A 9,876-nucleotide genomic window follows, 5' to 3' on the forward strand; every position below is an offset into this window, starting at 1 on the left:
GATATCTTCGAACTGGCTGTCGCCGAGACACTCCCGACTGCGACGCTCGAACTCATGCCACTGGATCGCGGTGGGTTTGTCGTCGACGACCGCTCGCACCTGCCGCTGGTATTCCATATGGTCGAGGGCGACTCACGAAACGCCCGAACCTTTGTCGACGTCGGTCATCGGTTTCGGAACGAGACGACTGTCAGCGCCAGTAGCGTCACCGCGACGCTCACCGCGACTCCGTCGACCACGAGGTGGGCATCGCCGGCTACGCGTGGACGTACTGCTAATTCTACCACCGCAAGAGCGATTAGCAGCAACGCCACCGTCGTCGGCGTGGCGACCTTCTGAGTGCGTTCGTACATTGGTCTGTGGCTAGCAGTTATGACTATCTGTTCACTGAAAATATGATTCCTTTCGACAATGCACACCATTTCGCCTGACACTGGCGCTACTCCCAGCCGAGTTCAACTCGTGAGCCGTCGGCCCGGCAGCGTTCGAGTTCGTGTTTCGCGCTCATCCCGGCCGCCTGTGCGGTTCGTGCCCGTCCGACGCCGACTTTCAGGTCGACGTCAACTGCCTCGCGGACCTGGTCGATAGTATCCCGGTACGCTGCCGAATCCATGGCGGAACAGACTGCGATAACATTGTCGCCACCGACGAAGAAAGCCAGCGAATCGTGGGCTTTCCGGAGGTACCGCATCAACTCCGCGTAGCCGTGTTCAATGTGAATGAAGGTGTCGAACTCGTTGAGTTCGTCGGTGTACTTCCCGGTGGCGTCGTTGACATCGAAGTGTGCAATCTGGACGTCGTGGTCGGTTCTGTCAGCCTCGCCGAGCGGTTCGCCCCGGAGAATTTGCTGCCGGGTGCTGTCCTGTGCGCTGCCGGCCTCCTGCAGGCGGCGCGAGGCGACACCAAGTGCCTCGACCGGCGAGCTTCGGGCGGCGAAGCTCATGCTGGCGGTCACCGGGTAGCGGTTGCCAACCGAGTTCTGGATGCAAGCGTGTGCGGCCCGGTCGAGGCCGTTCGTGATGGCGACCATGTTGTCGAAGCGGGCGAAGAAGGCGTACCCATCCATGTTGCCGACCAACTGCGAGATGTCTGCGTAAAGCCGCGACTGGAGCGTCTGGAGATCGACCTCGCGCCTCGGCTCGGGGGTCGTCGTCCACGGGCCGTAGTTGTCTATCTGGAGCAGCGAGACCTGCGTGTTCGTCACAGGTGTACTCAGGGGTGGGGTCATGTGTGTGTTTGGGAACCGGCTACGTAGGGGTCAGGATATCCCGCTATCAACGCGGCCGAGGAAATCCAGCTGGTGGGTGCAATACACGAGTTCGGCGGTCGCGACCTGCTCGCGCCGACGGGCCAGCCACGAGTTGAGCACGTCGAAGTCACCGCCAGCAACCGCACCGACAGCACCCTCAATAGTGTCGAGGATATGCCGGAGGAAGTACGCCTCGTCGGCCGGATACGCACCATCGACAGGTCGGACGACCCAATCGGAGCCGGCAACCGCCGAGAGCGTCACGCCATTGGCCCGTTGCAGGCGTTCGAACACGTCCCCGCCGGCCCGGCTATCGCCACCTGGCTTGGCATCCATGTGGGCATGATAGTGAGACTCGACTGCCCGGTCGGCCGGATGATCCGGCCGGAAGCGGGTCGCACCGTCGAAGGTGATGGGGAAGTAGTACAGGCCACCGGGCGCGAGCGCACTCAGCAGCGTCGGCAGTCCGTCCCGGTCAACGATATCGAGCAACGCGGCACCGATGAGCAGGTCGCAGCCGGCGGTTTGGCCGGCGTAGGCCATCGCGTCGGCCTCGACGGGGTCGACGACGATTCGTCGGCCGCCGGCCTCGACCGTCAGCGGGTCGGCCGTCACAGTGACCTCGGTGTCGGCCGCCCATTCCCGGAGATAGCCGGGGAGTGCATCCACGTTCTCGGTATCGAGGTCGACCGCTGTGTAGTGGATGGTCCCTGTCGGGAGCAGGTCCCATTCGACGAGGCGAGTGACCATCGTCCCGATGCCGGCCCCGACTTCGAGTATCCACAATGGGCCGTCGGTGTCGGCGGCGCGGGCGGCCACCTGCTCGCGCAACTGCTCGACCACACGGCGGTCCAGCGCGCGGTCGTCGACGGTGCGTTTCGCCCGCAGGTACCGGTGGAAGTCGGTCACGCTGGGACCTCCGTCGTCCCCGACACCTCGGCCAGCAGGCGGCGGACCCGCGCCGTCGTCTCCGCCCAGTCGGGGTGGACCTCGTACCGCGCTCTGGCTGCACGGCCCATCGCAGCCAATCGGTCTCGGTCCGTCGCGAACCGGGTCAGTTCGCGGGCGACGGCCGCCGGATCATCTGGGTCGACCAGCGCGCCAGTCTCGCCGTCCGTGACGAGGTCGCTCGCCCCACCGGCCCGCGAGGCCAGCGCCGGGAGGCCGTAGCTCATCCCCTCCAGATATACGATACCGAACCCCTCGTAGCGGGAGGGGACGGCGAGGACGTGGCTCGATTCGAGCACGCCCGCCAGTTCGGCGTCGGGGAGGCGCCCCCGGAAGGAGACGCGGTCGGTGAGGCCATGCTCGCGGACCGCCGCCCGAACGCGCTCAATGTGTCCCTCGTCGGCCAATTTGCCGACGACGGTGAGGTCGATATCGGCAGCGGCCCTCCCCATGCCCTCTACGAGCGTGTCCAGTCCCTTCCGGGGTGTGATGTTGCCGACGAAGACGACCCGCAACGGGCCGCCCTCTGCGCGGTGGTCGATTTCTTCGGGGTCGATAGCGGGGTCGAGCCGGTCACCGGCCGGCGGCGCGACGACGGTCCGGTCGACGCCGAGGTCCGTGACGACTGATTGGGTGGTGTGGCTGTTACAGACGGCGGCGTCGACGGTGTCGAGATAGCGACGCTCGACCGCCCGGTATAGCGGGGCCAGGCGCCGCGGTTCGCTCGACCGCAGGTGATGGACGACGCTGACGATAGGGTACCCCAACGCGCGGTTCGTCCGGACGAGCGACGGGTGAGCGAGTTCGTCCTGCAACATCACGTCCACGTCCACGGCGAGTCGGCGCCGGAGTGTCTGTGACCCGTTGTCGAGCAGGCCGCGATAGTACTCGCGCCACGGTAACTCGACCAGTTCGACGGTGTCGCCGGCGCATCGGAGTCCCTCGGCGAGTCTCCGGTCGTAGCGAAACCCGCCCGATTGCTCGTCGAGGCTTCCGTACAGCGTCAGCCCGACCCTCATACGGCGGCATCGTAGCTTGCTGCGGCCTCGTCGTCCTCCCAGACGGTCACCCGGAGTTCTGTGACGGTGTCGTCGCCGACGGCGTCGGTCACCTGCTCGAAGATGACCTTCGCGAACCGCTCGACACTGGGGTTGTCCCCGTCGAACTCCAGGCGGTCGTTGAGCATCGTATCCCGGTAGCGGTCGACTATCTCCGACAGGGCGGCTTCCGCGTCGTCGATGTCGACGAGGTAGTCGAACTCGTTGAGTTCGGGGCCGCGGAAACACAGTTCCACCTCGTAGTGGTGCGAGTGAGGGTCGCCCTCCGGTCCGGGATTCGGGACGGTGAGGTAGTGCTGTGCTACGAAATCGGTCAGCACTGTGGTCGAATACACGACCGGAGGAACGGGCCCCTGTCACGTAAATAGCCGGGTGTCACCCGTACGTGAACGCGACCTGGACGGCCTCGTCGGGCCGGTCGTCCAGCAGTTCGTAGGCCTCCGCAGCGTGGTCTATCGGGAGCTTACGTGTGTGTAGGGCGTCGAGATCTGTGTCGGCCAGCCACGACCGAACCACGTCGAGCCGCCGGTCTTTGTCCCACCGGTCGGCGTGGTCCGGGTCGATGCGGCTCACCTGACTGCTGCGAACGCGAACGTGGCTCCGGTGGTAGTCGCTGCCCAGCGCCAGCGAGACGTCCTTGGTCCCGTACCACGACCCGACGACAACCTGTCCTGCGTAGCCGGTGGCGTCGATAGCGTCGTCCAGCGCCGTCGGGTTGCCCGACAGTTCGAACGTGATGTCCGCGTCGTCGATGTCGAGGGCCGCTGGTGTGACCGAGCGGTCTGCGCCGAGCGATTCCGAGAGCGCCCGTCGCCGGTCACAGGGGTCGACGGTGACCAGCGAGGTCAGCGGGAATTCGGCGAGGATGGCGGTCGTCAGCAGGCCGACCGGCCCCTGACCGAAGACCACGACACGGGCGCCGATACGGGGCCGGGCGTCCATGGCGAAGTTGACCGCCGCCTCGGCGTTCGGGATAAACAGGGCCTGCTCGGTCGGCAGCGTCGTCGGGACGAGCGTGGATGGGTCCGCGAGGAAGTGGCTCTCGTGGGGGTTGAACGCGAACACGCGCCGGCCAAGCCAGTTGTCGTCGACCGATTCCCCGACGGCCGTAACGCGGCCGACGGCCGCATAGCCGTACTGCAAGGGGTACGAGAACGTGCCCTCAAGCGCGTCGATAGTCTCGTCGGCTGGCAGGTCCGCCGCTACCTCGCCGCGGTAGACTAGCAGTTCCGTCCCCGGGCTGATACCCGAAAGTTCCGTCCGAACGCGGACCTCGTCGGCGCCCGGGTCGGGTATTGACACCTCACGGACCGAGACGGACTTCGAGCCGGTGAAATACAGCGCCCGGCCGGGCATCAGGCCACTGCCCCCCAGGTGGCGTGGCGACCGGGCGGGCGATGCCAAACTGGGCGGCTAGAGTGACGGCTCCGGGAGTACACATGTGGCACCGAGGGTTTCACCGACTAAAAACTACCTCCCGACGGTTACAGGTAGCCGAGGGCTTCGAGGCGTGCACGGTCGCTGTCGGCTCCGTAGACCCGCGAGACGGGGAGTCGTTCGGGCGGTCTGAGTTCCGGGTCGCGACAGCCGCTATCGGCGGCCGTCATCTCGGCCCACGGCACCGCCAGGAGCGCCGGCACCGGCGTCTCCATCGGGTGCCCATACAGCCCCCACTCCCCGAACAGATTCCCGTGGTCGGCGGTGATGGCGACCCGACCCGCAACGTTGTTGAGCAGGACCGCGACCTCATCTAAAACGTATCGGAGATTCGCTTCATATGCTGCCCACACCCGCTCAACAGACACCTCGCCGCGCCTGAGCGATACCCACGGGTTCGCGGTGTTGCTGTGCTCGCCGGTCCGGGCCATACCCTCGTCGCCGTCCAGCGGGTCAGGCACAAACGGGTGGTGAGGTTGCATGTAGTGGACGACGAGTCGCTTGGGGGACCGCTCGCGGGCCAGCGCAATGGCGCGGTCGGTGACCGCCCCCGCCGGGACGGTGCCGACCTCGTCGTCCCACGCGTACTTCCAGACCTCGTCCAGCGCTGCGAAGGCGTCGGCGTAGAGATACCGGTCGGTCCACGTGTTTCCGGTGACCATCGCGGTGTGTCCGGTCTCCGGGTGGTCGAGGAAGGTGTTTTCGAGCCACTCCGAGGATGAACTGCCGACGGAGCGGACCGTCTCGACGGTGTCGAGATAGCCCACCACTGGTGCTATCGACCACAACAGGTCCGCCCGGCACGCGTCGAGCACTACGAGGACGTCCCACTCGCACTCGTAGACGTTCGTACCGTAGTCGAGGCGCCGCCCCGCCATCCAACTGTGGGCCCCCGCCAGACATTATATACGTCTCGCCTCCCCGCTATCTGTGTGCACTGTTTGTTCGTCGGTGCGGGCGCGATTGCCACCGAGTACGCGGCCGACCTAGCCGACGGTCCGCTAACCCTCGCCGGCGTCTGTGACCTCGACGCGGAGCGGGCGGCGACACTCGCCGACGAGTACGGCTGTCCGTCGTTCAGTGATCTCGACGCCGCCCTCGAGGACATCGACGCGCCGCTGGTGGTGAATCTGACGAGCCACGCCGCCCATGGGCCGGTGACCAGCACCGCTCTGGAGGCCGGGCGTCACGTCTACTCGCAGAAACCGCTGGCCCTCAACGCGTCGGTGGCCGGCGACCTGCTCGAACTGGCCCGAGAGCGCAACCTCGCGCTGGGGTGTGCGCCCGGCACGCCGGACGCACCCACACAGCGTCGGGCGGGCCGACTGCTAGCCGATGGCCGCCTCGGGCCGGTGCAGTTGGGGTACGCCTACGCCCACGTCGGCCGGGTGACCGACTGGCACGACCGGCCGGACTCGTTTCTCGATATTGGCCCGCTGTACGACGGTGGCGTCTACCCGCTGGCGTTGCTGGTCGCGTGGTTCGGCCCCGTGGCGTCCGTTCGGACCGCCGATGCACTGGATAGCTGGCCGGACAGGGTCGACCAACGGCCGACGGCCCCCAGCCACGTCGAGGCGATGCTGGCCTTCAGTTCGGGACCGACGGTACGGCTGACCGCGAGCCTCTACACCCCCCACCGGAGCCGTGAGTTCTATGGGCTGGAACTGCACGGCGACGACGGGTCGCTGTATCTCGACGGGACGGGCGCGATGACCGACAGCCCCGACGCCGTCCGCTACGGCCGCGTCGGTCGCGAGTACGTCGGCGCCCCGGCCCAGTACCCCACCCGGCGGTATCGCTATCTCGACCCCGTCGAGTCGCTGGCTCACAGCGTTGACGCGGGTCGCCCCTCGCGGGCGACCGGCCGACGGGGAGCCCACGTCGTCGCCGTCTGCAACGCCATCGAGCGGGCTGCCGAAACCGGGGGGCCAGTCGATGTTGCCGACCACGGGGCGGCGGCCGACCCCGTGTCGGCGCCGACCGTCGGCCGGCGCGGAGTGGGTAACGGGACCGACAACGAACGGCCACACTCGCTCCGACTGCCACCCATCGGTGTTGGCTGTTCGCGCTACCGCGAGGGGGAGTACGTCGAGCGCCGGGATTCGATTGCGACGGCGCTCGACGCCGGCTACCGCCTGCTCGACAGCGCCGAACTGTACGGGAACGAACACCGCATCGGCGAGTTACTGGCCGCACCCGGGTCGCCCGACCGCGAGAGCCTGTTCGTTATCGGGAAGCCCTGGCGAACGAACCACCACCGTGAACACCTCATCGAGGCCTGCCGCGGGAGCCTCGACGAACTCGGCCTTGATGCCTTCGACTGTTACGCGTTGCACTGGCCCGAGGCGTGGGCCCACCGCGGACCGCTGGCCCGACTGGCCGAACAGCCGGTCGGCCAGCAGGAGGCACTGACCTTCCCCGAAGGTGAGGACGGCGATATCGTGACGGTCGACATCCCGCTCAAGCAGGCTTGGAAGGCTCTCGAAACCGTCCACGAGCGAGGGCTGGCGCACACGCTCGGCGTCTGTAACGTCTCGCGGGCGCAGTTGGAGACGGTACTCGACGCCGGGCGTGTGCGTCCGGCGCTCGTCCAGATAGAGCGCCACCCCTACCAGCCACGGTCCGACCTCGTCGCGTTCTGCCACGAGCGGGGCATCCGCGTGGTCGCTCACTCACCGTTGTCGGCTCCAGGGTTGCTGGAGGAGCCGGTGCTGACCGAAATTGGTGATTCTCAGGGACTCACACCGGCCGGCGTCGTACTTGCGTGGAACGTCACACAGGGGGTCGTTCCGATTCCATCGAGTACGACGCCGGCCCATATCGTCGGGAATCTGGGCGCCGCAGGCGAGCGGCTTGACACCGAGACGTGTGCCCGCATTGACGGCCTTCGACGGCCCGGTTTCGAGCGGTGAACGACGGTTTGGCACTACCGTTATGTGGCTGAAAACCGACTATCGTCCATGGGAACTCCGGAGACGGACGGGCTCTCGCTGAACGTCGCGTCACTCGATGGGCTGCACTGGGTCGGTATCGTCGCGGCGTTGGTCAGCGCCGCCGTCCACCTCCTGCTCGGCGTCCGGATGCTCCCGTCGGGCATGGGTATCAGCTTCGTCCTCGCCGGACTCGGGTTTCTGGGTGCGATAGCACTCGTCCTGCTGGACTATCGCCGGCGGATCGTCTACGCCGTCGGTATCCCGTTTACACTCGTCCAGATGGGGCTCTGGTACTACGTCAACTTCGTCTCCCTCGGGAAGTCATTCCCTGCCGATATCGGGACCCTCGGTGCCGTCGACAAGGTCGCACAGCTCGTCTTGCTGGCCGCCCTCGTCATGCTGTTGCGATGACCGGCGCAAGTGAGCGTGTGGGTCAGGCGAGACCGCAGGCGGACCCGCAGCGCGGACCGGGAGGTGGATATGGCGGGCCGACAGGGTGACCACCTCGCACCCGTCGGGCTCCGGGTTGGCCTGCCGGTAGTCGGCGCGCTCGCGCTGACGCTGCTGGTCGCCGAGTTGTTTCCAGCCGACGCGATGACCCGCTGGATGTTCCATCCGGCAGCCATCGCGGGAGTGTGCTGGGCGGGCCAGCTCTGGTACGCTGGCCGTGGACTGGACAGTGTGCGGCCGTGGCGCTACGTCTTCGGACTGGCCAACAGCATCACCCTGTTACGAGGCGGACTCTACGCCGTCGTCGCCGGCTTCGTCGTCGTCCCCGTGACCACCGATCTCGCGTGGGTGCCGGCGGTGTGTTACGGCACCGGCGTCGTCCTCGACAAACTCGACGGCACTGTGGCCCGGACCATCGGGGAGCAGACACCGCTGGGGACACGACTGGACATGGCCTTCGACACGTTCGGCTTCGTCATCGCGCCGCTGGTGGCGGTGCTGTGGGGTCGCCTCCCCGTCTGGTATCTCTCGATTGCCGCCGCACGGTACGTCTATCTCGGCGGGATACGGTGGCGACGGCTTCGTGGCCGGCCGGTCGGGGAGCGCCCTGACAGCGACCTCGCTAAATACCTCGCCGGCATCCAGATGGTGTTTCTCACCATCGCACTCATCCCCGTCGTGCCGAGTGACACCCTCTGGACCGTTGCGCCTGCCGTCCTCGCGCCGTCGCTGGCGGTGTTCTGCCGCGACTTCCTCGTCGTCAGTGGCCGCCTCCCCCGCGACTGGTTCGACAGGTAGCGTTCATATATCCGGCTCCCAACCTCCTAGTATGCTCTTTCCGACGCACCTCCTCGTGGCAGCGGTCGTCGGTCGGGTGTCGGGACTCGCTCCGCTTTGGTTGGTGGTCGGCACCGCCGTTCCCGATGTCGTCGATAAACCATTGGCGACACTCGGGGTCACATCGCTGTTTCACTCTGTCGGCCACTCTGCGCTGTTGCTCGTCGTGGCCGTGCCGCTCGCGCTGTCGGGCCGGGCCGGATTGTCGGCGGCGGTCGGCTGGGCGCTACATCTCGCCCTGGACGCCGTTCACGTCGTCGTCAACGGCCGGGCTGGCGACGCCGTCTTCCTCCTCTGGCCTGCCGTCGTCCCGGCCGACCCGCTCGCGCTCCCGCCGGGGCCGTTCTTCCTGTACTACCTCTGGAGCCCCGCGTTCTTCCTCGAAGTCGCGTTCTGGCTTGCCACCGCCGCGCTGGCTATCAGGCAGTGGCGGGCCGGCGAGGTGTCGGCCGAAACCGAGTGGCTATGAGGCTACAGCCGGTATGCCCTTCAGTCTATGGAGCATCTGCTCGCGGCCCTCTTCGACGCTCTCATCCGAATCGACACGGCAACCATCGTCGGGGAGTCAGACGTGGTGTAGCCGGTGGGTTGCGACACAGAGCTTACGCGATTCCCTCCCGCCCTGTTCGTTCCTCGGTTGCGACAGGTTGTCGGAACACTCGTCACTCACGGGAAGGGCGGGATTCTCTCGCTAAATCAAGATAGCCGATTGACGCTTTGTCAGACACTCCAGGTAACGTCCATCAGATACCAAAGAGTGAACCGACGACGGATCGTCGTACTCGAATCAGCACCCACAGCGAAACAACCAGATTCAGTACCATGAGCCCAATCGTTCCAATCAGGAGTTCTTGTGTTGTGGGACCAACAAGAGTCCACAGCGCTGTGAGGGCGAGAAGATCCAGAATAAACAGCGTCGAAACAGTCAGGAATCCTGTTCGAAATATCCGCCACTGATCGTCGA

At 66.3% G+C, this 9,876-nt stretch carries 12 protein-coding genes; 4 read left to right on the forward strand and 8 right to left on the reverse strand.

All coding sequences use genetic code 11. From position 1 onward, the window contains the following. Nucleotides 1-164: 164 nt before the first annotated feature. The 7 genes from Q0964_RS17725 to Q0964_RS17755 form a co-directional block, all read right to left on the reverse strand. The gene (locus Q0964_RS17725; protein WP_299270458.1) at nucleotides 165-353 is read right to left on the reverse strand and encodes a hypothetical protein; all 189 of its coding nucleotides are present in this window, start codon (nucleotides 351-353) and stop codon (nucleotides 165-167) included. Between the two features lie 86 nt (nucleotides 354-439). Further along, nucleotides 440-1,204 carry a GTP cyclohydrolase III gene (locus tag Q0964_RS17730; protein ID WP_299270461.1) on the reverse strand — a complete coding sequence of 255 codons (765 nt, stop codon included), beginning with the start codon at nucleotides 1,202-1,204 and terminating at the stop codon, nucleotides 440-442. 54 nt (nucleotides 1,205-1,258) lie between these two features. Then, the gene (locus tag Q0964_RS17735) at nucleotides 1,259-2,158 is read right to left on the reverse strand and encodes a class I SAM-dependent methyltransferase (protein WP_299270464.1); all 900 of its coding nucleotides are present in this window, start codon (nucleotides 2,156-2,158) and stop codon (nucleotides 1,259-1,261) included. After that, a complete protein-coding gene (locus Q0964_RS17740) occupies nucleotides 2,155-3,216 on the reverse strand; it encodes a glycosyltransferase family 4 protein (protein WP_299270466.1) in 1,062 nt (353 codons plus the stop codon). The genes Q0964_RS17735 and Q0964_RS17740 overlap by 4 nt, the downstream gene beginning before the upstream one ends. Then, on the reverse strand, nucleotides 3,213-3,590 hold the full coding sequence (locus Q0964_RS17745; protein WP_299270469.1) for a 6-pyruvoyl trahydropterin synthase family protein: 378 nt from the start codon (nucleotides 3,588-3,590) through the stop codon (nucleotides 3,213-3,215). The genes Q0964_RS17740 and Q0964_RS17745 overlap by 4 nt, the downstream gene beginning before the upstream one ends. Nucleotides 3,591-3,630: 40 nt before the next feature. Then, nucleotides 3,631-4,611 carry an MDR/zinc-dependent alcohol dehydrogenase-like family protein gene (locus Q0964_RS17750; protein WP_299270472.1) on the reverse strand — a complete coding sequence of 327 codons (981 nt, stop codon included), beginning with the start codon at nucleotides 4,609-4,611 and terminating at the stop codon, nucleotides 3,631-3,633. A gap of 128 nt (nucleotides 4,612-4,739) precedes the next feature. Then, nucleotides 4,740-5,570 carry an alkaline phosphatase family protein gene (locus tag Q0964_RS17755; RefSeq protein ID WP_299270475.1) on the reverse strand — a complete coding sequence of 277 codons (831 nt, stop codon included), beginning with the start codon at nucleotides 5,568-5,570 and terminating at the stop codon, nucleotides 4,740-4,742. Between the two features lie 54 nt (nucleotides 5,571-5,624). Here Q0964_RS17755 and Q0964_RS17760 point away from each other — a divergent pair, with 54 nt between their 5' ends. From Q0964_RS17760 to Q0964_RS17775, 4 genes are all read left to right on the forward strand, one after another. Beyond that, nucleotides 5,625-7,604 carry an aldo/keto reductase gene (locus tag Q0964_RS17760; RefSeq protein ID WP_299270478.1) on the forward strand — a complete coding sequence of 660 codons (1,980 nt, stop codon included), beginning with the start codon at nucleotides 5,625-5,627 and terminating at the stop codon, nucleotides 7,602-7,604. A gap of 48 nt (nucleotides 7,605-7,652) precedes the next feature. Next, nucleotides 7,653-8,036 (forward strand): DUF7475 family protein, encoded by a 384-nt coding sequence (locus tag Q0964_RS17765; RefSeq protein WP_299270481.1) that lies wholly within the window; start codon nucleotides 7,653-7,655, stop codon nucleotides 8,034-8,036. Nucleotides 8,037-8,105: 69 nt separating this feature from the next. Next, the gene (locus Q0964_RS17770) at nucleotides 8,106-8,873 is read left to right on the forward strand and encodes a CDP-alcohol phosphatidyltransferase family protein (RefSeq protein ID WP_299270482.1); all 768 of its coding nucleotides are present in this window, start codon (nucleotides 8,106-8,108) and stop codon (nucleotides 8,871-8,873) included. Nucleotides 8,874-8,904: 31 nt separating this feature from the next. Further along, complete coding sequence (locus tag Q0964_RS17775; RefSeq protein ID WP_299270484.1) at nucleotides 8,905-9,381, forward strand: metal-dependent hydrolase; 477 nt, start codon at nucleotides 8,905-8,907, stop codon at nucleotides 9,379-9,381. Nucleotides 9,382-9,655: 274 nt separating this feature from the next. Here Q0964_RS17775 and Q0964_RS17780 read toward each other — a convergent pair. Next, nucleotides 9,656-9,876 (reverse strand): hypothetical protein (locus Q0964_RS17780; RefSeq protein ID WP_299270486.1); only part of this gene is annotated, 221 nt, incomplete at its 5' end.

This window comes from Halorientalis sp. (genome assembly GCF_028275115.1).
Taxonomy (GTDB): Archaea; Halobacteriota; Halobacteria; order Halobacteriales; family Haloarculaceae; genus Halorientalis.

Coding starts and splice junctions, on each gene's coding strand:
- Q0964_RS17725 (WP_299270458.1), bottom strand. CDS start 353: ATGTACGAACGCACTCAGAAGGTCGCCACGCCGACGACGGTGGCGTTG.
- Q0964_RS17740 (WP_299270466.1), bottom strand. CDS start 3,216: ATGAGGGTCGGGCTGACGCTGTACGGAAGCCTCGACGAGCAATCGGGC.
- Q0964_RS17750 (WP_299270472.1), bottom strand. CDS start 4,611: ATGCCCGGCCGGGCGCTGTATTTCACCGGCTCGAAGTCCGTCTCGGTC.
- Q0964_RS17755 (WP_299270475.1), bottom strand. CDS start 5,570: ATGGCGGGGCGGCGCCTCGACTACGGTACGAACGTCTACGAGTGCGAG.
- Q0964_RS17765 (WP_299270481.1), top strand. CDS start 7,653: ATGGGAACTCCGGAGACGGACGGGCTCTCGCTGAACGTCGCGTCACTC.
- Q0964_RS17770 (WP_299270482.1), top strand. CDS start 8,106: ATGGCGGGCCGACAGGGTGACCACCTCGCACCCGTCGGGCTCCGGGTT.
- Q0964_RS17775 (WP_299270484.1), top strand. CDS start 8,905: ATGCTCTTTCCGACGCACCTCCTCGTGGCAGCGGTCGTCGGTCGGGTG.